The sequence below is a fragment of the Vibrio sp. CB1-5 genome (assembly GCF_059412285.1).
Genome location: NZ_JBJHPB010000012.1, coordinates 19607 through 43391 on the forward strand (window position 1 = coordinate 19607; position 23785 = coordinate 43391).

Genomic DNA, 23785 nt, shown 5'->3' on the forward strand with positions numbered 1-23785 from the left:
ATACAAATCACATAATGGATTGTGGTGGTCGCGCTCATAAGATGTAGATTTAGAGAATAGGAAGAAGTAAGCGATGTTCCAAACTGATGACGTAAGAATTAATAAAGTAAAAGAACTTTTACCACCGGTTGCTGTGTTAGAGAAGTTTCCAGCGACTGAAGTCGCTTCTTCTACCACGTTTAACGCACGTAAAGCGATTCACAACATTCTTGAAGGCGAAGATGACCGCCTACTTGTGATCGTTGGTCCTTGCTCAATTCACGATCCTGAAGCTGCTGTTGAGTATGGCAAGCGTTTGAAAGTACTTCGTGATGAGCTTGGTGACCGTTTAGAAATCGTGATGCGAGTTTACTTTGAAAAACCGCGTACCACGGTTGGTTGGAAAGGTCTGATCAACGACCCTTACCTAAACGACACGTTCAAAATTAACGATGGTCTACGCATGGGTCGTAAGCTTCTGCTTGATCTTACTGATATGGGTATGCCGACAGCGAGTGAATTCCTAGATATGATCACGCCACAGTATGTTGCAGATCTTATTAGTTGGGGCGCAATTGGCGCACGCACTACGGAATCTCAGGTTCACCGTGAGCTAGCTTCTGGTATCTCATGCCCCGTAGGCTTCAAGAATGGTACAGATGGCAACATCAAAATTGCATCAGACGCTATTCGCTCTGCAAGCGCTTCTCACCACTTCTTGTCGGTAACAAAATACGGTCACTCTGCGATTATTGAAACTGCAGGTAACCCAGATTGCCATATCATTTTGCGTGGTGGTAAAGAGCCAAACTACAGTGCAGCCCATGTTAAAACGATTAAAGACGAGCTGACCACTAACGGTCTACCTGCGAAAGTCATGATCGACTTTAGTCACGCGAACAGCTCTAAACAGTTCCAACGTCAAAAAGTCGTGTCAACAGATGTTGCCCAGCAAATGGCGAACGGTGAAGATGCAATCTTTGGTGTTATGATTGAGTCGCATCTAGTTGAAGGCCGCCAAGATTTGGTTGATGGTGTAGCGCCAACCTACGGTCAATCAATCACAGATGCTTGTATCGGTTGGGAAGACACTGAGCAAGTGCTACGTGAACTGGCGGACGCTGTTGAAGCGCGTCGTAAAGCCTAAGTAAACCTCTTTAATTTTAAGCCTTTACCTCGGTGAAGGCTTTTTTATTTGTCATTTACCGCACGGCGTGCTTTAATTTGCAGCATACCGTATAGGGGAGAGGCACATGAAACTTAATAATTGGATGTTACTTGGCTTGGCGCTGGGAGTATCGGCTCCGGCTATGGCGGCTAACATGAGTAACGAACAGATCTGTACTGCAGGACTATCGTTGGCGCTGGACAAAAAACCACGTAATATCAAAACACAAACGGGTTCGGGGAAGCGTGTATTGATGTCACTTAAAGACTTTGATGGCAATTGGGAATACCGTTGTGAGGTTAGCCGCAGCAGTAAGACAATGAAGCTTGAAGCGAGAGAAGCCCTTAGAAATGACACCTACTTAAATCAAACTATTCGTTACAAGGTCACTAATAGTGCGAGATCGATTGAAGTACTCATGAAGAAGCGTCAATCTGGTGTAAAAAGTGAGACTTACAACGCGATGCAACTGAAAAGCTAACAGGCCTCTAGGTAACATAGATTTTCGGAATGGGCATAGCACTTTGCGTGTTTTGCCATTTCCTGTTCTTTACGATGTAGTGCTACCATAAATATAGAACCAGCGCCATTTAGACAGGGAGTGCGGCTTGACGGAATTTTCACCTCATCAAATACACGTTCAGCGTCAAACCGAGAACCCATTACTATGGTCTGTACTCAATGTAGTAGAGCAGCAGACCAATGGCCTTCAAATCCACAAACTGTTTGCTGTATTGGCTGAAAAAGAACTTATCCCAATCCTCGATGACAGCGCAGAGAAAGATCTATTCAAACGAAACTTCTTGCTAATGAATGCTCTTTATCAGCTTCAGGCTATATTGTTACCTGAGAAATGGTTACAAGTTGAAGCGATGGACATTCGTTTAATGCCATACAATCCCTCCCAACATAAGGTTACCAATGAAGACCCATTGCGTGATTATTATCTAGATTGGTCACATTACGAGGCGGACAACCGAGAAGTAAAGCGGCTACTTGAAGAGTTTTGGACCCGATACAAGCAGCATGTTGGTGTTGGTGAGGTGACAATGTCACAAAGGCAGGCTTTGGCTTGTTTTGAGCTGGATGAATCAGCGACACAAAAGGAGATACGCCATGCTTGGCGTAGGTTAGCCTTGAAATGGCATCCAGATCGGTCGGGTGGGGATACAGAAAAGTTTCGGATTTATTGTGAAGCGTGGTCATTGCTCAAGGAGCAGTGACCACGCTGTGCTGAACTATTTTGTGTAGCGAAAGGGCGTTGTTTAATGAGAGAGTGTTGTTTAGCGAGGCTGTCTCATTTTTCCAGCTCGAAGACGGTTTAGGGTCGCAAGTACATCAACAACGCGTGGCTTTGCAAGATCGCCCGAGTTTGGCATGGTTGCACTCCAGTTTCCCTCTAACAGTGTCGCAATATCTTTTGGTGGATGCATTGACCAGCCTGGATTTTGCGCAAACTGGAACAAAGTCCAGCCAATTGCGTTGAGCTCTGAGTTCGATTCCAATTGTTCTAGTGCTTGAACATCGATATGCTCTTTACCAAATCTTAGGTTGTTTCCACCTTTACCAGAAACGCGATACTTACCGTCGATAAGCAGTTTCTGTAGGTGAGCGCAATCTACATGGCGAGGCGGGATCAGTTCAATCGGCTTCTCACACTCGTTTTGGCGCTCTGTTGGGTGAAGCTTGATCACCTCACGCGCTTTCTCTGTTACATCAATCGCTTGGTAGTCGTGCATTTGAATCACAGTGTCAGCTACGTCCAAGTAATCACCTGAACCACCCATTACGATGATGGTTGAAATATCTAGCTCATCACGAAGTTGTCCAACTCGATCGACAAATGGAGTGATAGGTTCATCGCCCTTGGAAACCAACGCCTGCATACGCTCATCACGGATCATGAAGTTTGTTGCTGAGGTGTCCTCATCAATCATGATGGCTGTCGCACCAGACTCAATAGACTCTTGAAGCCAAGCCGCTTGAGACGTAGAGCCTGAAGCATCCTGAGTGCTAAAGTCGCTGGTCTGTTTACCAAATGGCAAGTGATTGATGTAGTTACTTAAGTTTAGGTTGTGGATTGAGCGACCATCTTCTGCCTTGATTTTACAAGCATTGTTGAGAGTCACCACACCTTCGCGACCATCTCCCGGGATATGATCGTAAATCGCTTTCTCTAGTGCGTTCAGAAGTGTGGATTTACCATGGAAGCCGCCACCAACAATCAGGGTAACACCTGCAGGAACACCCATGCCTTTTATGTCACCTTGATTAGGGCGCGTCAGAGTCACCTCTAAAGAAGCCGGTGATGTGAATGGCACCGCCTCTTTCATAGGTAGGTCGCAGTTACCAGCTAGACGAGGAAGAACACTACCGTTAGCAACAAAAGCCACAAGATTTTTGGCTTCAAGCTGATCACGTAACATGCCTTGGTCTTCAATCACTTCACAGTGATGTTTCAAAGCTGTGATATCCAGTTCGCGATCAATTGTCGCTTTACGAATGTATTTTGGTAAATGGAAAGTCATGATGTTGATCGCTTTCTTCGCCAAAATGCTGCGACCTTCGGCCGGCAGATTGATGCGGAAGCGAAGCTCAATCCCTTCATCAGTAAACACTACAGCCGTTGAATCCAGAACGGTTTGACCGGTTGTTGAAATCGAGACGCTATTCTCTTGTTTAGCAAATAAAGCAAACTGCCTAGCAAGATAATCACGCGCAGCAATCTGGTAGGCCGGTGATTGCTCTTTTAGCCATTCTAGGCCTGTTGGTGCCCAGCGGCGAAAAGCGCGCACTCGTGAGGCTGCTGCGTATGGATCAGACTGAACGTGATCGATGTGAAACTCAAAATCAGTGAAATCGTAGCTACCTTTAATTTGTTGGTAAGCACGATAATTTTGCTTTTCGATCTTTTTAAGTTTGGCTATGAGTAGATCCATGTCGAATGTCTCGAATTTCAAAAGGTTGGTGCGCGATTATAGGAGGCGAACCATCGCGGGTAAAGGGTTTGCTTGAATAATAGCAAATCCATTTTGGATGTTGAGCAAAAGCCGGGAATTTGGCTAGCGAATAACAAAATTTTTCGGTGGTGGATACTGTTTTTGTAGTTCGATTTCAAAGATGTCACGAGGCATCGGTTTAGCGTAGTAATAGCCCTGTCCGACATCGCACTGCTCATTGGAAATAAACAAGTGTTGTTCGCGCGTTTCAACGCCCTCAACAACGACTTGCTTGTCGAGCTTTTTGGCTATGTTGGTGATGGAGCGGAAGATAGACTTGTCTTGGGGGCTATCAAAGATATTAATCAAAAATTCTTTGTCGATTTTTAGTGCACTAAACGGCAGCTTCCTAAGGTAATTGAATGAGGCATATCCAGTACCGAAGTCATCAAGAGCAAACTTCACTCCTAACAATCTGAGGGTATCAATATTGGATTTGGCTACCTCGAAGTTGGTAACGAGGCAGCTTTCGGTGAGCTCTAGTTCGAGGTTTTTAGGTGGCAGCTCATACTGCTCTAGTAAGGCAGCTACTTTACTAGCAAACGTAGGTAAGCATATTTGTTTAGCGGAAACGTTGATTGACAAACAGAAGTCCGGAGAAAACTCAATCCACTCTGAAGCACGATCAATAGCGTTACTCAATACAAAATAACCAACCTCGATAATCAGCCCATTTTGCTCCGCCATGTGGATCAGGGCTTCATTGGACATCTCTCCGAGCACTGGGTGTTTCCAACGAAGTAGAACCTCGGCGCCAGTCCATTTTTTAGAAGCAAGATCGACCTTAGGCTGAAAGTACAAAATAAGATCATCGTTTCGTACTGCTTGGAGTAGGTAGTGCTCTAACTGGTTGAATGCTTTCTGGCTCTGTTGGTCAGCTTGGGTATAAAAAGAGACGAGTTCCCCGGATTCTTTACACGCTAACGCAGCGTGGAACGAGTTATCAATAAGTTGGCTGGCGTCTTGAGTGTGAAAAGAGTTGGCTACCCCCATATAGCTGTGTAAATGGACTTCTTGCCCTTGATAGAAAAAACCTTGTTTGGCGACTTGTGAAATCTGTTTGCACAGTCTGGGTAGGCATTGATCGTCAAAAGAGGGAACGACGGTAGCGAGGGCAAGTTCCGTTGTAGAGATCCTGGCAAAGTAGTGGATTTGAGCGGTGACTTCTGAGACTTTTAGCTCAAACTCTTTTAATAGTTCATCCCAACCTTCACAACCGATTCGGGCTTGTACGCGTTCTCCATTGGTAAATTGAACCAGTATGACGCTCAAATAGGCCTCACCGTTAACAATTGGCACGCTATCGAACGAAGCTAATAACGCGTTCTCTAAACCTGAACGATTGAGCATGTTCGTCGCGAAATCGTGACTGAGTTGGTAGAGCATACGCTTTTCCAACTTATGCTTGTCGTGGTTAACCGTATCGACTAAGTGTTGATGTTCCGCTTTTTTGCGTTGATAGCCGCGCCGAATGGATTTGATCTTTATTGCTGTCTCTTTTCTAGCCAACCATAGCGATAGTGTTTGTTGTAAGCGATATAGCAAATCAAAAGTTTGAGATTGCTCTTCGCACAAGACGAATGCAACGCCTACAGGGCGTTTAGACAGAGAGTGGACGGGTTGGTAATTCAATGTGAACGACCGGCTTGGACTAAGTAATGACTGCAACGCGCTTAGAATAGGATCTTCTTCTGTTCTTAGCTCAATGCATACAGTGAACTCTTTAGCACTAATTTGCTCTGTTATATAGACTAGTTTCAGGCAGTTATATTCCAGAGAACACCAACCGAAAATAGACCTAGCGTTAGAGGCGGTATTTGGTGCTCGCATACTGGCGATGATTTCATCTCGCTCGTGACCATCCATATTCTGAAGAATGGACAACTTATCTTTTCTCTTCAATGTATACCACATCCTGTGGTTAGGCTTCGTCATCTTTGTCGAAGCGAATAGCTGGTTGTTACAGTATAAGAGCTGTATTGAAGTTGAGAGAGAATATCTAGCAGAGTTTGATCAAACGAGATGATTATTCAACGTATTCTCAAAGTTGAGAAGTGATGGCTTCTGTAAAGAAATAACGGCGAAAGAAATGGTTATCTTTCGCCGAATGATTTTATGGCTTTAGACGTTTTAACGCTTCAACATCTTGCGGTTGGCTGTAATCAATGTCATCAAATCCAAAACCATTTAAGTTTAAGAACGAGCGTTGGAAGCCTTCGAAATCGCCAATTTGCTTGAAGTTGTCTTGATTCATTTCAGATAGACGTTGCTGAACCTTATCTTGAACTTCGGGTTTGAGCTCCCAGTCGTCCATGCGAATCAAACGCTCACCATCCAGAGGAACCTTGTCTTGACCGTAGAGCTTGGTTGCAAACAAACGTTGCATTTGCTCAATACATTCCTCGTGCATACCTTGCTCTTTCATGGTTTTGTACAGAGCAAGTAGGTATGGTGACAAACCTGGGATGAACACACTGGCTTTAGTGACGAGTGCTTTACATACCGCAGCATAGGCATTGCCATCAAAGTTAGATAGCTCAAGATTGAGCGCATGACTTGTTTGATGTAAATCGACCTTGGCACGACCTAACGTACCGTCAAGATAGATCGGGTGAGTGATCTCAGGGCCAACATAGGAAAAAGCGACGGTTTTGAAGCCGTTAGCGACGGAATCAGAGTTGACTAGGGTGTCAATCCAGCTTTCCCAATCTTCACCACCCATGACTTTTAAAGTGCCTTCAATTTCTTCATCTGACGCGGGTTCTAGCAGAGTATCCTCCCACTCTTGTGTTTCAAGGTTAATGATTGAGCCTGAAACTGCTTCACCAATCGGTTTGATAGCGGAGCGCCAGAATTCACCGTCTGCTTTTGGTCTTACGCCTGTAGCTAGACTATAGATAACGAGGTCAACTTCACCTTCAAAGTAAGTTTCTATGGCTTCAATAACTTGTTCACGAACATCTTGAGAGAACGCATCACCAACGATATTGATGGCGCGTCGGCCTGCTTGTTGGGCACGTTGTTTGAAGTAGATGTTGTTGTACCAACCAGCAGTTCCCAATCCTTTATCAGAGGGGCCTCGCTCAAAAGAAACACCAATGGTATCAGCGTCTGCACCACCAAATGTGAGGGCAATGCGGGCCGCTAAGCCAAACCCTGATGATGCGCCCAAAATAAGCACGCGTTTGGGGCCTTTTTTGATCGGGCTAGCCGATTTAACGTAAGCGATTTGGTCATCGACTGCCTTTTTGCACCCTTGTGGGTGAGAGGTCTTTGCGACAACACCGCTGATAACTGGTTCAACTATCACTGTATACAACCTATCTAAGACGATGATAAAAACTCAAGATAGCGTAAAGTGTTGTAAATTATATTGAGCTAGGGCATCAAATTGGCGATTCTGAGCGTATTTACTCAGCAACAATGTTGCTAAAATCGCCAATTAGCCATTTAAAGGTGCGGCTTTAGTGCTTCAGCCACAAATTGTGCGATGAATGGTTGAGCATCAGGCTTAGGGTGCAAACCGTCTTGCATCATCCATTCTGGCTTGACGATAACTTCTTCAAGGAAGAAAGGTATGAGTGGAATGTTGTGCTCTGAGGCCAGTTTTGGGTAGATGTTCTCGAACATGGTGCTGTATCGCTTACCATAGTTAGGCGGTACACGAATTTGCATTAAAAATACGTTAGCGCCGGCTTCTTGGCTTTGAGTAATTAATGTAGATAGATTGCGCTCAATGATAGGCGGCTGGAAGCCACGCAGTCCATCATTCGCACCGAGCTCAATAAGCACATAGTCGGGTTGGTGTTCGCTCAGCAAGCCGGGCAGTTTTGCAAGACCGTTGCCCGTGGTGTCGCCTGACACGCTGCCATTGATGATGTTGTACTCGGTATCATCGTCAGATAGGTGCTCAGAGAGCATTGTTGGCCAACTGAGGTCTGCTGACATGTTGTAGCCAGCGCTTAGACTGTCGCCGAGAATAAGAATAGACGTCGCCTTTGCGTGAAAAGAGGCCAAGGAAACAAAAATAATAATCAAAGAGGAAAGTTGCCGAATCATGAGTTCTTCCATAATCAAAGCTGAATCAGTGTCCAAAGTAGTGTCTACGAAAACGGAGCATTTAACAATCCTCGAGGATGTGAATCTGTCGATTCAAGAAGGAGAGTCCATTGCTATCGTTGGAACGTCTGGGGCAGGAAAATCCACGCTAATGACGCTATTGGCTGGCTTAGACGTGCCAAGCAAAGGCAATATCCAACTACTTTCTAATCCCATTTCTCAAATGAGTGATGAAGACAGAGCCAGTATTCGTAGTGAGCACCTCGGTTTTGTATTTCAGAGTTTTCTATTAATCCCAAGTTTATCCGCACTTGGCAACGTGACTTTGCCCTGCCTTTTAAAAGGCGAGCAAGAGGACGAAGAAAAAGCACGTCAACTTCTCGAGTCGGTCGGGCTTGGACACCGTATCGACCACTTACCATCGCAGCTTTCTGGTGGTGAGCAGCAACGCGTCGCTATTGCGCGTGCCTTTATGACTAGTCCTAAGATACTCTTTGCAGACGAACCAACAGGGAATTTAGATCAGAATACGGCTCATAAAATTGTCGAGCTATTGTTTGATCTCAACCAGCAACATGGCACAACGCTCGTACTCGTTACTCACGATCTATCGCTAGCTAAACGTTGCGATCGCATTTTTCACATGAATGCGGGTCGGCTTGAACAGGAGTAGCGGATGTCACAACAGCAAACGAGTTCTACAAAAATCAGTTCCGAGCACAAAAGCAGTAGTGCGAAGTTAAACAATCGCCTTGTGAAATGGAGTTTTGACGAAATTAGGCAAGGGCAACTTTGGCCTATCGCTATTTCCTTGACCCTGATTATCGCCTGCATTTTTGGCTTAGCGGCACTCGCAGAGCGAATGGAACAGGTCATTGTCAAACAGGGGAAAGATGCGCTAACTGCTGATTCCATCTACATTTCAGCGAACCCGATCACACAGGAAAACACTCAATTTATCCAAGATTCAGGGCTGGAAACTTCTTGGTATACACGCTTCGCAACGATGTCGTTTAGTGATAGCGGCATGCAGTTGATAACGGTAAAAGCCGTGGATTCAAAGTTCCCACTTCGTGGGACATTAACTTTAGGATCTGAACAAGGTACACAAGACCAGGTCAAAGAAGGGGAATTGTGGCTGGATAGCCGAATAGCCGAGCAGTTGAACGTTTCCAATGGTGACGTTGTCACTATTGGTGATACTGAACTTGCTGTGAGTGGCGTTATTTTAGAAGAGCCTGGTATTAGCTTTAATCCGTTTCAGCAAATGCCAACTGCTTATATTCACCAGAGCTCTGTGGATGAAACCGGTGCTGTTCAGCTTGGTAGTCGTGTGCAGTTTCGCGCATATTTAGTTGGTGATGAGTCAAATATTGACGCACTCAAGCAGCAAATCGAACTCACCCCAAGTGACCGATGGCGTGACCAATCTTCAGGTAGTCGAACCAATGATATCTTCGACAGGACAACGCAATATCTGTCTCTCACTGTTGCAATTATCATTATTATGGCAGCGACGACACTTGTTCTTACCTGTCAAAATTACGTGCAAAGTAGAAGACAAACGGTCGCCATGCTCAAAAGCCTTGGTGCTAGTAAACATTGGTTAGTACGTTGGCTTTCAATCCAAACCTTGCTGCTTGTGAGTATGTCGGTTGTTGCTGGGCTGCTACTAGGGATGGGTTTAGAAACGCTTCTTCGCGTACCTCTTACGGATCTACTGCCAGACCCGCTTCCTACTTATGGTTTTAAACCGGCCGTCATCGCTATCGTATCTAGCATGCTCATCGGCGTTCCCGCTCTGGGTATCCCACTGTATAAGCTGATTTCGGTGTCTTCAGTAGAAGTGTTGCAAAGTGCTGATGAGAAGCGTGGAGGATGGATTTACTTACTCGTTTTGGTCCCGGTTATACCTCTACTCATTGCCTATCGCGACAATAACCTGGTGTGGATTGTACTTGCAGGCATTGTTGGTCTGTTTGTTGTTCTTGCCGCCATTAGTGTGCTGTTTACGCTGCTCTTAAGTCGTCTATCTTTGCCAATTTCGATGAAACTCGCCGTTAGCCGTATTAACCGCAGTAAACGTCATACGGGACTGCAGTATGGGGCATTAGGTCTTTCGCTGATGCTGCTTACAACCATTTGGTTGGTGAGAAATGATCTACTAAGTGATTGGCAGAGAACGCTTCCAGCTGATGCGCCAAACGCGTTTGCACTTAATATCGCCGATTACGAAAAAGAGGCTTACCTGAGTGCTCTAGATGGTAACAACATTGACCGCTCACAAGCGTTTCCGATCTCTCGAGGGCGCTTGACGTTCATCAATGGCGAAGATGCACAAACTAGACAGAAAAAGGGTATTGATGAGGAAGATGCGCTAAGTCGAGAACTCAATTTTACCTACGCCGATACGCTTCCTGACTACAATGATGTGCTTTCTGGTCAATGGACGCCGACAGGTGGCGTCTCAGTAGAAAAAGAGGTGGCTGAAAACCTTGGTCTCAAGATTGGTGATGAGCTTGGCTTTACCATTAATGGCCAAGAGGTAAGGGCAGTGATCAACTCTGTTCGATTTGTTGAATGGAGAGACATGAAGCCCAATTTTTACTTCATCTTTACTCCAGATGTGTTAGCGAATATACCAAGTGCATGGTTGGTGAGCTTTCGACTTGAAGATAAGGACAATGATTTGATAGCCACCTTATCACGTAACCATCCAACGGTCAGTTTGGTGGACATACGTTTGATGGGAGAGAAGATACAAGGTCTACTCAGTCAGATAGTGTGGTCGATAACTGTATTAGCGGCATTAGGAGTACTTTCAGGAGTGCTGTTAATCTTTACCTTACTCAGGTTGAGCCTGTCTCAGCGCCAAGCTGAAATTCGTCTATATAGAACCTTAGGAGCAAGCCGAAAAAGGATCGTTCGAACCATTTGGGCCGAATATGGGATCATGGCGATTACCGCTGGTATTGTTGCCACATTTGGCGCAGAAATAGTGGTTGGTTCGATTATGACGATAGGTTTCGATTTACCGTGGAACTGGCATTTATCCACGTGGATAATGGTTCCCGCAATCGCTTTCGCGACATTAGCACTGGTACTTTTTTCATTGATAAGACAGATGCTTACTGCCTCACAGAAGCAGTTCGCCTAATAGTTAGCCACCGTTTTTGTTAAGTTATCCACAAAAACGGTGGATAAACTTTTGGATAACTCAAGAGTATCCTAAGTGATAAAAATCGTTAGCCTTTGATTGGTCGGTGATGGCGGGTAATCTGATTGTCATTTGGCTGTCAGAAAACTTATTCACCGATTAACTGTCAAGCGAAAACATCACAAAAAATGGGATTTTTTTTATACCTCGATGCGGCTAAAATGTCGCATCTTCATCACGTCAATCTATAAGAAATGAGTCAAGAATTCGTAAAGATGCAGAGCAGTCAGCGAGTCGCTATCATTGGTGGCGGCGTAGCAGGGTCTACGGTAGCCTTGTACCTTGCACAACAAGGCGTCGACGTGACTATCTTTGAAAAAAACAAGCATTTGGTAAGTGGACCACCAATTTGTCACTTGCACGCTGGCGGCAATCTATATCGAGAAATCTCCGAGCAGCATTGTCTTGAACTCTTAAAACAGTCGATCGAGTTCGTCCGCTTCTTTCCATCAGTTATTAATGTGCGCCCAACGGTAATCGCAGTTCCACATGGCGATGATGGTGAGCCTGACGCCTTGCTTCCTCGATTAAATGTGCTTCGTAATGCTTATAGAGAGTTAGTTGATCTGGATGGCAACAACCAAGTTTTAGGGAAACCTGAAGACTATTTCTATGAGTTCCATCGCGACGCGTTAGATGCATTGTCCGAACTTCCTTCTCCTAAAGCACCGAAAACCATTGAAGAGTGGTTAATTCCTTTTGCGAAACACACTGACTTAGAAAAGCTTAAGTACCCAGTGTATGTGGTTCAAGAATATGGACTGAGTCTGTTCCGTGTGGCGTCTTCTGTTGATCTATGGGCTCAGAAAACGGCTAACTTACACGTCCGTACCGGTGTTGAGATTAAGCAGATACTAGACCGAGACAGCCAATATTCCTTAGAACTGGCATGTGGGCAAACAGAGTCGTTCGACTTTGTCATCAATGCATGCGGATTTCGTACCGGCATCATTGACGATCAACTTGACAAACCGCGTCAAAGACTAGTGGAGTTTAAAGCTGCTTACGTTACCAAGTGGGATGAGCACCAGCATGAAAAATGGCCTGAAGTCATTTTCCACGGCAAACGAGGTACGCCTCAAGGGATGGCGCAATTAACGCCTTATCCTGGTGGCTACTTTCAGCTGCACGGCATGACTAAAGCGATTACTCTGTTCGACAATGGATTAGTACAGTCGGGCGCAAGGACATCACAGCCTCAGCTTCCTCAGCATCTGGTTGATAAAATCGATAAAGGCTGGCCGCAACAGGTACAAACAGAGCGTTCAAAAAGCGCTATTCTACACTTGGCCCAATACGTGCCAGAGTTCACGACAGCGAAACCAGCTGGGAAGCCTTTGTATGGGGCTCAGCAAATACCGGGTTCAGAGCCTAGTCTTCGCTCAGCAGATGTTAGCTTTGACGGCCAGCGTTATGCGCGACTAGAAATAGTTAAAGCGTCGTCGGCTTTACTGGCGGCACAAAAGATAATGAATCGATGGTTTGTGGATCAGAAAATGGATATGTGCCGTGATATTGAGTTGAAGCCATCGGATGTTGAGTCGGTAGCAAAACGAATCGCACGTGATCGTGGCTATCCAGAATCTCTCGCAATAGCCTACTGAGCTTCGCTAATCCTCTGTTTTATAAAGAAGAGGTAAAATAAAGGCTCGCAAATCCATATCGATTGCATATAATCGCAGTAGAGAAATACAAGGAATGCAAGATGAACGTACTAGTAACAGGTGGCGCAGGCTACATTGGAAGTCACACGTGTGTGCAGCTTATTGAAGCGGGTATGACCCCAATTATCTTTGATAATCTTTACAACGCAAAGTCAGCAGTGATTGATCGCATTGAGAAAATCACCAAGACTCGACCAGTTTTTGTTAAAGGTGATGTTCGAGATAAGCAAGCTCTGGTTGATGTGATGACCACGTACAAGATCGACTCGGTTATTCACTTTGCCGGCTTGAAAGCGGTAGGCGAGTCAGTTGAAAAGCCTCTTGAATACTATGATAATAACGTTAATGGAACCTTAGTTCTTGCTGACGCTATGCGTGAAGCGGGCGTTAAGCATATTGTGTTCAGTTCTTCTGCAACGGTATATGGCGATCCGGCTTCAGTGCCAATTACAGAATCATTCCCAACTAGCGCTACCAACCCTTATGGTCGTAGTAAACTCATGGTTGAAGAATGTCTAACCGATTTCCATAAGGCCAACCCAGATTGGACCATTACTTTGCTGCGTTACTTTAACCCGGTAGGCTCTCATCCTTCAGGTGAGATGGGTGAAGATCCTCAAGGGATCCCAAATAACCTAATGCCATTTGTTTCTCAAGTTGCTGTGGGCCGCCGAGAATGTCTATCGGTCTTTGGCGACGATTACCCAACACCAGATGGCACCGGTGTTCGCGATTATATTCATGTTATGGATCTGGCTGATGGTCACATCGCCGCTCTGAAGACGTTGAATGGCAAAGAAGCGTTATCTATATACAACTTGGGAACAGGTAATGGCAGCAGCGTACTTCAAATGGTTAAAGCGTTTGAAGAAGCTTCTGGAAAACCAGTTCCTTACAAAGTCGTTGAACGTCGTCCTGGTGATATCGCTGAATGTTGGGCCGATCCTAGCAAGGCGAACAAAGAGCTTGGTTGGAAGGCGATACGAACCTTATCAGATATGACAGCAGACGGATGGCGTTGGCAGTCGCAGAATCCGACTGGTTATCCAGAGTAATCTAGATATTTGTTGCATAAACTTAACAAAAGGCGCTAAAAGCGCCTTTTTTGATCCAAGTCGCCTTATTTATTGAATAAAAAATATCATATTGTTGAATATTTGCTAAAATGGTTTTAGTACTTAATTTAACCAGTGAAATTAGTCTTAAACCACAAAGGGGACTCCATGGAGTTAGCACTCATCATTACTTTCGTTGTAGCTGCGGTTGTAATGGTTAAGAAAGAAATGGCTGCAAAATAACCTTCATTCATACATTTTATTTACAAATCTTTTAACTGAATGAAAGTATTAACAAAAACCGACGAAAGTCGGTTTTTTTATGCGTGAAATTTGCGTATTCAACAACAAACTTTCCTTATCGTCACGACTAAAAACAATCGTTTTATTTTTAATTGCTAATCTCTTAAGGTGCACGCTCTTTCCGGTCGTTCGTAACCGCCGTTTCACACTCATAAAACAAATACCTAAAAGAGGATACTGCCATGCGCATTGCGATTCTATCTCGCAACGAAAACTTGTACTCAACTCGTCGCCTAAAAGAAGCAGGGGAAGCGAGGGGACATCAAGTGGATATCATAGATACCCTGCATTGCTATATGGATATTACAAGTAGTAACTCTAAAGTCCGTTACATGGGTGAGGAGTTGCCTCAATACGATGCGGTGATTCCACGAATTGGTTCATCCATTACTTTCTACGGAACCGCTGTGGTTCGTCAGTTTGAAATGATGGGCACTTTCTGTGTTAACGAGTCAGTAGCGATTAGCCGTTCACGTGACAAACTGCGTTCATTACAGTTGCTATCACGTAAAGGTATCGGTCTACCTCGCACTGGTTTTGCAAGCAAACCAGACGACATTCCAGATTTGATTAAAAACGTTGGCGGCGCGCCACTTGTTATCAAGCTACTTGAGGGTACTCAGGGCATTGGTGTGGTACTCGCAGAGACACAAAAAGCAGCAGAAAGTGTTATCGAAGCTTTCATGGGTCTAAAAGCCAACATTTTGGTTCAAGAGTTTATCGAAGAAGCTAACGGGGCTGATATTCGTTGTTTTGTTGTCGGTGGAAAAGTGATCGCTGCAATGAAGCGACAGGCTGCCGAAGGTGAATTCCGTTCAAATCTGCATCGTGGTGGTACGGCACAGCTAGTCAAGCTCACTAAAGAAGAGCGTGCGACAGCAGTAGCGGCGGCCAAGGCGATGGGGTTGAACTTGTGCGGGGTTGATATCCTTCAGTCGAAAAATGGTCCAGTGGTTATGGAAGTAAACTCATCACCGGGCCTAGAGGGAATTGAGAACGCGACAAGTAAAGATGTGGCGGGCCTTATTTACGAATTTATCGAGAAAAATGCCAAGCCAAACAACAATAAAACGAAAGGACGTGGTTAAAAATGGCTAAAGAGCTTGTCATAGCGGGCGTAGAAATACGCCCTGGTGAGCGTAAAGAAATCGATATCCCAGTTGCGAAATTATACACGGACGCGGAAGTAAGTATCCCAGTCCAAGTCATACGAGCAAAGAAAGAAGGACCAGTGGTGTTTGTGAGCGCCGCTGTCCACGGGGATGAGTTAAATGGCATAGAGATTATTAGTCGCCTAATTGCGGAAAACTTGAAACTGCAGTGCGGTACTTTGATTTACGTGCCTATGGTCAACGTGTACGGCGTATTAAACCAGAGTCGCTATATGCCGGACCGTCGAGATCTAAACCGTTGTTTTCCTGGCTCAAAGAAAGGATCGCTTGCAGGACGTCTAGCGCATACTTTTCTAGAGAGTATTGTTTCTCATTGTGACTATGGTATCGACCTGCATACCGGCGCTATCCATCGTTCTAACTTGCCTCAAATTCGCGCAAACTTGGAAGATGAAGAAACAAAACGTCTCGCAGAGGCGTTTGCAGTGCCAGTTTTGCTTAATGCCAACATTCGAGATGGCTCTTTACGTGAAGCGGCTGTTAACAATGGTGCGCGCGTACTTCTGTTTGAGGCAGGAGAAGCACTACGATTTGACGAGCTATCAATCCAGACCGGCGTTAAAGGCGTTCTGCGGGTATTGAAAGCACTCGGTATGATTCGCAAACGTGTCTCTAAGTCAAAAACAGAACCATTTATTGCCAACCGCAGTGACTGGACTCGCGCTGACGCGAGTGGATTCGTTAAAGAATACGTTCAGTTAGGCTCAATGGTCGAGAAAGGAGAGATCCTAGCCGACATTAATGGCCCGCTAGGTAACAACATCGGTCAGGTTACGTCTAATCGCACCGGTATCATTATCGGCAAGCAAAACATTCCTCTCGTTCAAGAAGGGGAAGCTATGTATCACATTGCGTATTTTGGAGATAACGCAGAAGAGGTATTTGAACATATCGAAATCATGCAAGAGTCGATTGTTCCAGTAGAACCGAGCATGTAACACTATGCCAAACACATATAACGACAGAATGATCATTGGCAACTTGGAAGTTTGTAGCCTTCCTGAGTTGGGTATTTTTGATTTAGAAGTACGCATTGATACGGGTGCAAAAACCTCTTCGCTTCACGTTGACAACTTACAGCGTGTGAAACGAGACGGTCGTCTATACGTTCAATATGACTTGCATCCAGATATCTACCACTTGGATGAAATCGTACACTGTGAATCGTTAATTTACGACTCTAGACGTATCAAATCATCTAACGGTGACTCAGAGCAGCGCTGCGTGATCCAAACCTTGTTCAGACTTGGTGACAGAGAGTGGCCAATTGAGATCACGCTAAGTAATCGCCAAGACATGTCTTATATGATGCTGTTGGGGCGTGAAGCTATGATAGACAAAGTATACGTTGACCCAAGCCGAGCGTTTCTGATTGACTAATCAATCAGACAAGACAGCTTTACTAGCCGCCTACGGGCGGCTTTGTTTTTGTTTGGGCTTTGGTGTGAGTGACTGACAGTTTCTGTCATTGATATGTAGTATAGAGAAATGGGGTAAAAGAGGCAAAGAGGGGATCGATTGTGGAGACAAAAAAAAAGCAGAGCACTAGGCTCTACTTTTGCGTTTAGGAGGAAAGATCACAACACTTATGCCGGCTCTAAAACGTCGTCGTTTTCCATATCGTAATCGTAGTCTTTCGAAGTTTCGGTAAACTTAGATTTACTGTTCAACGTATGGAAAGCTCGTCTTCCGCGCGCCAAGCGTACGTATTTAAGCCAGGTGTGTTCCAGTTTGGATTTCGCTTTGCTAGGGTTAACGATCACTTTTGTGAAGTGTTTTTCTTCGGCGTTTTCCGGAGTAATGTCACCGTGTTCAAGCGCTAACATGGTTTCTCCGTAAGTCACCAAGATGTCTTCTTCAATCAGTGTAAAGTCACCCGATTTCGCGAATCCGCGTGGGAACTTTACTGCATCATAAAAACGTTTCTTGCCGTGGCGAAATTGAGTTTCAGTCATAGAGACCTCAAAGCAAATAGGTAGTAAAGCAAGGTAATTCAGGGGGCTTTTTGCCATACAAAGACGCCGAGAAGCCTTAGAATCCCGTGTTGGTTCGATGCTGAAAATAGTTGGAAATGAACAATAAAGAAAACGAATTGTTTTTGTCGAATGCACAAATTTTCTTTATGCTTAACTAAGCTTAATTGTGTAAGAATACGTGGCTAACCAGAACGTTAGCTCAATCTATTAGAAATATCTTAAGAGTCACACTATGGACGTAAAAGTATTCCAAACCTTCCTTGAAGTCGCTAAGGAGAAACACTTTGGTCGCGCATCCGAAAACCTCTACATCACGCAGGCGGCGGTAAGTGCACGTATCAAGCAGCTTGAAGAATACTTTGATACGCGGTTGTTTACCCGACATCGCAACAATATTCAATTGACCTCAGCTGGACAAAGGCTGGTAGGTTATGCAGAGGTGATGGTTTCTACGCTTAAGCAAGCGACGTTTGACTTATCACTAGAGAGCAATAAAGCGCTGCAACTTACATTAGGCGGCACACCAAATATTTGGGATGCGTATCTACAAAATGGTTTAAGTGTCGTAACGGATTCTTTAACGGGTTATGGCTTTGTTGCAGAATCTCTCAGTCGCGAACAATTAAACCGTAAGCTACTCGAACGTACGCTCGATGTGGCGTTCTCTTTTGATCCCTTTAAGGTTGAAGAGTTCAAAAGTCATCAAATTGCCGAGCTGCCATTGGTGCTCGTTTCCACTGAGCCAAGTAGCATTGAGTCAGCGTTCAATAACAAATATGTTTATGTAGATTGGGGTACACAGTTCGCATTTGAACATGCTGATCGACATCCGAGTATCCCAGCCCCTTATCTGCGCACCTCAACAGGCCGTATTGCACTAGATTTTGTTTTGGAAAAGGGAGGTTGTGCATACCTTCCAGCATCGCTTGTTGAGCCTTTTATTGAGTCTGAGCAGCTGTTTAGAGTTGACGGTGCTGATGAATGGTCTCGTCCACTGTATATCAGTTACCGTAAGAACAGCACGTCTCTAGATGCAATTCTTCAGGTAGAGGCACTCATTAATAAGGTTGAGCCGACGACCTCGTTTGTCGTACAGCAAGCGGGTGAGAGTGCAGAGTAGCGTAAAAAGCCTCATTTAATGAGGCTTTTCTTTTATCAGAATGGCGTGTAGAGGCTAAGTGCGCTCAGCCAAATACGCTTCGTAATCTGGAATTTCGATATCGACTTCCTGTGAAAGCAGATTTGATTCGAACAGGAAGTTAGCCGTTGCGCGATTGGTCGCAACAGGAATATTCCAAACACTGGCGATACGCAGAAGCGCTTTGACATCTGGGTCATGAGGAACGGAATTGAGGGGATCCCAGAAGAATATCAACATATCAAGCTTACCCTCAGAGATGAGTGCACCAATTTGTTGGTCACCGCCCATTGGACCGCTAATCATACTTTTTATTGCTAGTCCGGTTTCCTTGCTCAGCATGTTCCCTGTTGTGCCAGTTGCATACAGGAAGTGACCTTGTAACTTTTCCTTGTTCTCTTGAACCCAGCGCAGAAGCTCTGGCTTGTAATGATCGTGAGCTACTAGTGCAATATGCTTGTGTGCCGGCATTGTGCGAATCGTTTTCTGCATGTAATTCTTTTCCTAGTTATCTATTTTTGAATTTGCTAATTCGAATGCACACATTTCGCTGATATGAGCGCATTAGGATTAGCTAAGCTTTAAGCTATTGATTTCAGCTTAGCTTGATACTACGCATCAACATAGAGGCTCGCAAATGGCTTCATTGATATCTGTGACAATTACTGATCTCCGACACTAAAAATAGGCCTGAATGCACTAGGGGACAAGGACTCAGCAATGACTTGTTGATCAATGGAATCAGGTGTAAGCACTTCAATGTTAGGCGCTAGATCGGTTTGATAGGGCTCGTCACGTAAATAATGCACGGCCTGGCGGATTGACAATTGACCTTGCTCTACCATTTTGTCTGTCGGTGCAAACTCTACCTTATTGCGAAGTAAGCCGCGGTAGACCCCATGACTCAGATAAATCGATAGCAGTTTTATGTTAGAATGGTGCGGTTGAGCACGCAATTCGCTAATGGCGGCTTCAATGGCAACTGCACTGCCCACGAGGTAATCGAGCGTTGAGTAGTTTTCAATAACCTCTTGAACAAGGTTACGCTGTAACTCCTTGTCATTGTCTGCCCATAACGTTTCAACAACGTTGACATCACTATCCTTTATCGCTTCAAGAAACCCCAAAATCACTGGCTTGGTTCCACCGCTCGATTCAGGGCCGGGAAGAAAAGCCACATCGACAACGCCGCTGCCTTTAGGGTGCTGCTGAGCTAGATAATTTCCAACTCGGTGTCCCATCCAGTACCAATCGACGCCAACAACCCCTTTCACATGTTTGCGTTGCGGTTTGTCTACTATGAGGTGATTGACTGTCGCAAACACGGGCGTTTCTTTTGTGTAGTCACTTAAATCGTCGCTGAATGCGGTCGGTGAGACAGTGCCGAGTATAATTGCGTCTGCGCCCCAATCACGACATGAGCCTAGCTGTAAGCGCTGTTTGTCGATGTTCGGATAGCCGCCAGATTCCAACACCTTGAGTGTAATATTTTGCTTTTCTGCTTCTGTTACCATCCCATAGTTCACCGAAAGCCAATAGGAATCTTTGAGGTGCGGGTAGATGGCACAGACTTTTTCTGACTTCGAGCCACTTTTAGGAGTAGTAGCATGTGCTGAATTACTGCTCAGTAAGACGCCCGCGGTCATCATTAGTGCACAAATTGTCGAAAAAAAGTGAGTCTTATTAGGCATATCGTCAACGTTTAGTGGTATCTAGCTCTGCTACACTGCAAAATATAGCGTAATACAGTCCAATGAGCGTCGGCAAGCGCTAAGTGTAAATGGAGTGGGTATGTTGCTCTCAAAAGCCAGTATTGGCCGTAAGTTATTGTTCTCCTTTTTAGTGATGGCATTGCTCGTATTGTTATCGACGGCGATTGGCGTGTCCGGATTTTCATTTGTCGCGAAAACTGAGCGCAATGTGGTTGATACCGCCATTCCTTCAATGCTTGAAGCGCGTGAGGTGTCTGAGCTCAGTTCGCGCATCATTGCATCGGTACAAGTGCTTTCAAACGCAAAAACCAAGCCGCAGCATCAGGAAGCTGGGCGTGCCTTGTTTTCTCGTCTCGAATCTTTGCTCATGCACATTAAATCGCTCGGCTCTGATTTCTTTGATTCCAAGTTGCTTGATAGCCTTGAACAGACCGTGCAATCAATCATCGACAGTCTTGCAGAGTTGGGGAGTTCAGTCGAGCAAACCATCACAATCGATCAATCCATTTTAGAGTTGACGACTCAGTTGCGCGTACAAGCAGAAGAGTTAGAGCAGCTCACGCGTACTCAGGTTCTCAACACCAGCACAATCGCTGTGGCTAATGTGACTCATATTTACGGTTTGCTGGAAAAAGAAAAGAAAGCGGAAGCGCTTAGTGCCTTGGACAGCTTAGTTGAAGTCGATCTTGATTTGTCAGAGAGATTGCACGAGTTGCACTTGCTTGCTTTTAAAATGCTGAATCAGATTGAGGAAGCAAGAACAGTGTCTGATCCCGGACGTATTGATGAATTGCAGCGTCAGTATCAGGCCAACATCAGTATTATGCAAAGACGAGTCCCCGGTGTTGAAGACCCGACTCGCTCAGAGCAGATGGCGTCGCTTCTCGATGAATTAGCGTCAGGTAAGACCATCTTTACGTTGCTTAAGCAGAAACATAATGAGCGTCAACGCTCGCAAAGCCTGATGCAAGAGACGCTTGAGCTGTTTACGAAGTTGAATGACACCATTTCAAAACTTGTCGATCAATCCAATGCGGCGACAACGGTAGCTGTGGCCGATTTATCTGCGACATTAAAATATGCGCAGTGGACATTGGGCGTTCTTTCTATTATTGGCTTCGTTGTGGTGGTGTTGATTGTTTGGCGAGTGGTGTATGTGTCTGTGGTAAAACGACTAGCTGAATATTCCAATGCATTGCTATCAATAGCGAAAGGTCAGCTTAATGTTGATGTTAGTGTAAAGGGTAATGATGAATTGGCTCATATGGGACAAGCGATTATCACTGCTCGCAATACAGCTCAGGCCCTTAAAGTCGTGGCAGAGGCCGAAGTTAAAGCTAAGAAAGAGCTTGAAAATCACAGAAATCAGTTAGAACAAATCGTCACCGAGAGAACACAGCAGTTACAAACCAGCAATGAAAAACTTAATCAAGAAGTGTTAAACCACGCCAAGGCGCGTAATGCTGCCGAGCAGGCGAGCCGTGCTAAATCTGCCTTTCTTGCGACCATGAGTCATGAGATCCGTACCCCTATGAACGGAGTACTCGGCACGGCAGCCTTGATGGAAGATACGTCACTTAGTGCACAGCAGTGTAACTACTTACAGGTTATCAACCGTAGTGGTCAGAACTTGCTTGCGATCCTCAATGACATCTTGGACTACTCGAAGATCGAGGCGGGGCACCTTGAGATCAGAAATAAGCCATTTGATCTCTATCGTATGGTGCAAGATTGTTATCAGTTAATGCTGGGCAAGGCTCTTGAGAAGAGCCTAGATTTCCGTTTTCACATTGAAAGTGACGTATCAGGTGTCTATTGCGGTGACGTCACCCGTCTTAGCCAAGTGCTCAACAATTTGGTTGGGAACGCAATTAAATTTACCTCGTCTGGGCAAGTGGATATCTACGTATCCCTTGACCCTGATGATGAAACCTGCGTCATGATTGAGGTCTCCGATACCGGTGTTGGGATTAGCCCAGAAGACCAGCTACGCTTGTTTGAGGCCTTTACTCAAGCCGAAAGCGGTCACAGCACTATTGGCGGCACTGGCCTTGGATTAGCGATATGCCAAAAGTTAGTCCATGCGATGAACGGTGAAATTTACGTAGATTCCTACCTTGATGAAGGCAGTCGCTTTTGGTTTGCTATTCCTTTGGAGCAGTGCGCACTAGAAGGGCAAGAGATCACCTCACCAATAGGTGGTACTGAAACCGTCAACGGTCGCGTGCTATTGATTGAAGATAACGAAGTGAATCTCATGGTGGCAGAAGGTTTTCTTGTCAATATGGGGCACCACGTAATCGCAGCCGAGACGGGGGCGGATGCCAAAGTGATGTTTACTGAACACGACTTTGATATCGCGCTGGTGGACATTAACTTGCCAGACTGTAGTGGTATAGAGCTACTTAAAGCACTCAGAGACATAGAAGATCAGAAAGCGATAAGTGAAAAGACCCCCATGATTGCAGTATCGGCTCATGTGTTTAACGAAGAAGTGGAATCTTACCTAGAAGCCGGGTTTGATGGTTACCTTCCGAAACCTGTCGACAGAGAAGATCTGCGAGACACAATACAGCAGCATCTCGCCAATAAGGTAACGACCTACTTGGCATCGGAAACTCAACCCTCTCAAACGGAGTTAAAGAGTTTGGAAGAATCGTTGGTCATTGATGATAAAGTGCTGCGCGAGGACTTGTCGATATTAGGTCATGACAGAGTGAGCAAAATTGTCGATGCCTTTATAGAGTCTAGTCAGCAAGTCATTGAAGAGCTTGAAAGGGCAGCTCAAACGGATGACGATCATGAGGTAAAAGCATTGGCCCACAAGCTTAAGGGCAGCGCGGCAGCATTAGGTTTAACACAGCTGTTCGAAATTTGTCTTGCTATCGAAACTGCCGATGATCATATTGGTCGATTGCTTTCAGTCCTAGAGCTTTTAATTCAGTCAAGACAGCAATCCGTTAATCGCTTACGAGGTATGCTAAATAGCTAGTGCTGTATAAATATACAGGCTGCTGTTTTTCGCTACTTTTTTGACCATTAGCGAGGCTTGTTGGTAATAAAAAGCCAAACAAGAAGAAGGGCCCCATGTGGGCCCTTCTTCGTTATACAGCTGGTTTTAACCTCACCATTCATCATCAAGGTAGGTTCGGTGTTCAACTGCATAGGGATCTTCATCAATCCCTTTGTTAGAGAGTCCTCTCAAGTGTTCGAGTTGATGTTCCAACATGTTGACGGTCTCGTAGTCACCGTCTGAACAGGCAACATAAATCTGTTGCTCGATGGCTTCTATGCTATCTCTAATGCTCATCTTACACCTCCTAAGAGTTCCCGCGAGCACTTT

The 23785-nt window shown here is 45.1% G+C and carries 20 protein-coding genes; 12 read left to right on the forward strand and 8 right to left on the reverse strand.

Annotated elements, in window-relative coordinates:
* The first annotated feature begins 73 nt into the window (after nt 1-73).
* The 3 genes from aroG to ACJB0T_RS10605 all read left to right on the forward strand — a co-directional run bounded on the left by aroG (nt 74) and on the right by ACJB0T_RS10605 (nt 2370).
* Nucleotides 74-1126, forward strand: a complete 1053-nt coding sequence (aroG, locus tag ACJB0T_RS10595; RefSeq protein ID WP_479293309.1) for a 3-deoxy-7-phosphoheptulonate synthase AroG — start codon at nt 74-76, stop codon at nt 1124-1126.
* Nucleotides 1127-1232: 106 nt separating this feature from the next.
* Entirely contained in the window at nt 1233-1628 is a 396-nt protein-coding gene (locus ACJB0T_RS10600) for a hypothetical protein (protein ID WP_479293310.1), read from the forward strand.
* A gap of 127 nt (nt 1629-1755) precedes the next feature.
* Nucleotides 1756-2370 carry a DNA-J related domain-containing protein gene (locus ACJB0T_RS10605; RefSeq protein WP_479293312.1) on the forward strand — a complete coding sequence of 205 codons (615 nt, stop codon included), beginning with the start codon at nt 1756-1758 and terminating at the stop codon, nt 2368-2370.
* A 60-nt stretch (nt 2371-2430) separates the two neighbouring features.
* Here the strand turns inward: ACJB0T_RS10605 and ACJB0T_RS10610 are convergent, their stop codons facing one another.
* From ACJB0T_RS10610 to ACJB0T_RS10625, 4 genes are all read right to left on the reverse strand, one after another.
* Nucleotides 2431-4086: a P-loop domain-containing protein gene (locus ACJB0T_RS10610; RefSeq protein ID WP_479293314.1), complete on the reverse strand. Its 1656-nt coding sequence runs from the start codon at nt 4084-4086 to the stop codon at nt 2431-2433.
* A gap of 123 nt (nt 4087-4209) precedes the next feature.
* Nucleotides 4210-6048: a putative bifunctional diguanylate cyclase/phosphodiesterase gene (locus ACJB0T_RS10615; protein ID WP_479293316.1), complete on the reverse strand. Its 1839-nt coding sequence runs from the start codon at nt 6046-6048 to the stop codon at nt 4210-4212.
* A 211-nt stretch (nt 6049-6259) separates the two neighbouring features.
* The gene (fabV, locus tag ACJB0T_RS10620; RefSeq protein ID WP_479293317.1) at nt 6260-7456 is read right to left on the reverse strand and encodes an enoyl-ACP reductase FabV; all 1197 of its coding nucleotides are present in this window, start codon (nt 7454-7456) and stop codon (nt 6260-6262) included.
* 140 nt (nt 7457-7596) lie between these two features.
* Nucleotides 7597-8205: an arylesterase gene (locus ACJB0T_RS10625; RefSeq protein ID WP_479293319.1), complete on the reverse strand. Its 609-nt coding sequence runs from the start codon at nt 8203-8205 to the stop codon at nt 7597-7599.
* Here ACJB0T_RS10625 and ACJB0T_RS10630 point away from each other — a divergent pair.
* From ACJB0T_RS10630 to ACJB0T_RS10660, 7 genes are all read left to right on the forward strand, one after another.
* Nucleotides 8204-8878, forward strand: coding sequence for an ABC transporter ATP-binding protein (locus tag ACJB0T_RS10630; RefSeq protein WP_479293321.1), 675 nt, complete (start codon nt 8204-8206; stop codon nt 8876-8878). The two genes, ACJB0T_RS10625 and ACJB0T_RS10630, sit on opposite strands and share 2 nt — an antisense overlap.
* Nucleotides 8879-8881: 3 nt before the next feature.
* Nucleotides 8882-11362: an ABC transporter permease gene (locus tag ACJB0T_RS10635; protein WP_479293323.1), complete on the forward strand. Its 2481-nt coding sequence runs from the start codon at nt 8882-8884 to the stop codon at nt 11360-11362.
* A gap of 254 nt (nt 11363-11616) precedes the next feature.
* Nucleotides 11617-13026, forward strand: a complete 1410-nt coding sequence (locus ACJB0T_RS10640) for an FAD-dependent oxidoreductase (protein ID WP_479293325.1) — start codon at nt 11617-11619, stop codon at nt 13024-13026.
* Nucleotides 13027-13127: 101 nt separating this feature from the next.
* Entirely contained in the window at nt 13128-14141 is a 1014-nt protein-coding gene (gene galE, locus ACJB0T_RS10645) for a UDP-glucose 4-epimerase GalE (protein ID WP_479293327.1), read from the forward strand.
* Nucleotides 14142-14626: 485 nt separating this feature from the next.
* Nucleotides 14627-15532 carry a 30S ribosomal protein S6--L-glutamate ligase gene (gene rimK / locus ACJB0T_RS10650; RefSeq protein ID WP_338166361.1) on the forward strand — a complete coding sequence of 302 codons (906 nt, stop codon included), beginning with the start codon at nt 14627-14629 and terminating at the stop codon, nt 15530-15532.
* A 2-nt stretch (nt 15533-15534) separates the two neighbouring features.
* Complete coding sequence (locus tag ACJB0T_RS10655) at nt 15535-16554, forward strand: succinylglutamate desuccinylase/aspartoacylase family protein (RefSeq protein ID WP_479293329.1); 1020 nt, start codon at nt 15535-15537, stop codon at nt 16552-16554.
* A 4-nt stretch (nt 16555-16558) separates the two neighbouring features.
* Nucleotides 16559-16996 carry a putative ATP-dependent zinc protease gene (locus ACJB0T_RS10660; protein WP_112462695.1) on the forward strand — a complete coding sequence of 146 codons (438 nt, stop codon included), beginning with the start codon at nt 16559-16561 and terminating at the stop codon, nt 16994-16996.
* Nucleotides 16997-17202: 206 nt separating this feature from the next.
* Here the strand turns inward: ACJB0T_RS10660 and ACJB0T_RS10665 are convergent, their stop codons facing one another.
* Complete coding sequence (locus ACJB0T_RS10665) at nt 17203-17571, reverse strand: MaoP family protein (protein WP_479293332.1); 369 nt, start codon at nt 17569-17571, stop codon at nt 17203-17205.
* Nucleotides 17572-17824: 253 nt separating this feature from the next.
* Between ACJB0T_RS10665 and ACJB0T_RS10670 the strand changes: the two genes are divergently transcribed.
* Complete coding sequence (locus tag ACJB0T_RS10670) at nt 17825-18712, forward strand: LysR family transcriptional regulator (RefSeq protein ID WP_479293333.1); 888 nt, start codon at nt 17825-17827, stop codon at nt 18710-18712.
* Nucleotides 18713-18766: 54 nt separating this feature from the next.
* Here the strand turns inward: ACJB0T_RS10670 and ACJB0T_RS10675 are convergent, their stop codons facing one another.
* A complete protein-coding gene (locus ACJB0T_RS10675) occupies nt 18767-19222 on the reverse strand; it encodes a methylglyoxal synthase (protein WP_479293335.1) in 456 nt (151 codons plus the stop codon).
* A gap of 170 nt (nt 19223-19392) precedes the next feature.
* A complete protein-coding gene (gene torT, locus ACJB0T_RS10680) occupies nt 19393-20421 on the reverse strand; it encodes a TMAO reductase system periplasmic protein TorT (RefSeq protein WP_479293337.1) in 1029 nt (342 codons plus the stop codon).
* 100 nt (nt 20422-20521) lie between these two features.
* Between torT and torS the strand changes: the two genes are divergently transcribed.
* Nucleotides 20522-23434, forward strand: coding sequence for a TMAO reductase system sensor histidine kinase/response regulator TorS (gene torS / locus ACJB0T_RS10685; protein ID WP_479293339.1), 2913 nt, complete (start codon nt 20522-20524; stop codon nt 23432-23434).
* Between the two features lie 132 nt (nt 23435-23566).
* Here the strand turns inward: torS and ACJB0T_RS10690 are convergent, their stop codons facing one another.
* The gene (locus ACJB0T_RS10690) at nt 23567-23752 is read right to left on the reverse strand and encodes a hypothetical protein (protein ID WP_042497832.1); all 186 of its coding nucleotides are present in this window, start codon (nt 23750-23752) and stop codon (nt 23567-23569) included.
* Nucleotides 23753-23785 lie beyond the last annotated feature (33 nt).

What these genes read in the sequence shown, in the direction of transcription:
- aroG (WP_479293309.1), top strand. Translation starts at nt 74, where the DNA reads ATGTTCCAAACTGATGACGTAAGAATTAATAAAGTAAAAGAACTTTTA.
- ACJB0T_RS10600 (WP_479293310.1), top strand. Translation starts at nt 1,233, where the DNA reads ATGAAACTTAATAATTGGATGTTACTTGGCTTGGCGCTGGGAGTATCG.
- ACJB0T_RS10610 (WP_479293314.1), bottom strand. Translation starts at nt 4,086, where the DNA reads ATGGATCTACTCATAGCCAAACTTAAAAAGATCGAAAAGCAAAATTAT.
- ACJB0T_RS10630 (WP_479293321.1), top strand. Translation starts at nt 8,204, where the DNA reads ATGAGTTCTTCCATAATCAAAGCTGAATCAGTGTCCAAAGTAGTGTCT.
- ACJB0T_RS10625 (WP_479293319.1), bottom strand. Translation starts at nt 8,205, where the DNA reads ATGATTCGGCAACTTTCCTCTTTGATTATTATTTTTGTTTCCTTGGCC.
- ACJB0T_RS10635 (WP_479293323.1), top strand. Translation starts at nt 8,882, where the DNA reads ATGTCACAACAGCAAACGAGTTCTACAAAAATCAGTTCCGAGCACAAA.
- ACJB0T_RS10640 (WP_479293325.1), top strand. Translation starts at nt 11,617, where the DNA reads ATGAGTCAAGAATTCGTAAAGATGCAGAGCAGTCAGCGAGTCGCTATC.
- galE (WP_479293327.1), top strand. Translation starts at nt 13,128, where the DNA reads ATGAACGTACTAGTAACAGGTGGCGCAGGCTACATTGGAAGTCACACG.
- rimK (WP_338166361.1), top strand. Translation starts at nt 14,627, where the DNA reads ATGCGCATTGCGATTCTATCTCGCAACGAAAACTTGTACTCAACTCGT.
- ACJB0T_RS10655 (WP_479293329.1), top strand. Translation starts at nt 15,535, where the DNA reads ATGGCTAAAGAGCTTGTCATAGCGGGCGTAGAAATACGCCCTGGTGAG.
- ACJB0T_RS10660 (WP_112462695.1), top strand. Translation starts at nt 16,559, where the DNA reads ATGCCAAACACATATAACGACAGAATGATCATTGGCAACTTGGAAGTT.
- ACJB0T_RS10665 (WP_479293332.1), bottom strand. Translation starts at nt 17,571, where the DNA reads ATGACTGAAACTCAATTTCGCCACGGCAAGAAACGTTTTTATGATGCA.
- ACJB0T_RS10670 (WP_479293333.1), top strand. Translation starts at nt 17,825, where the DNA reads ATGGACGTAAAAGTATTCCAAACCTTCCTTGAAGTCGCTAAGGAGAAA.
- ACJB0T_RS10675 (WP_479293335.1), bottom strand. Translation starts at nt 19,222, where the DNA reads ATGCAGAAAACGATTCGCACAATGCCGGCACACAAGCATATTGCACTA.
- torT (WP_479293337.1), bottom strand. Translation starts at nt 20,421, where the DNA reads ATGCCTAATAAGACTCACTTTTTTTCGACAATTTGTGCACTAATGATG.
- torS (WP_479293339.1), top strand. Translation starts at nt 20,522, where the DNA reads ATGTTGCTCTCAAAAGCCAGTATTGGCCGTAAGTTATTGTTCTCCTTT.
- ACJB0T_RS10690 (WP_042497832.1), bottom strand. Translation starts at nt 23,752, where the DNA reads ATGAGCATTAGAGATAGCATAGAAGCCATCGAGCAACAGATTTATGTT.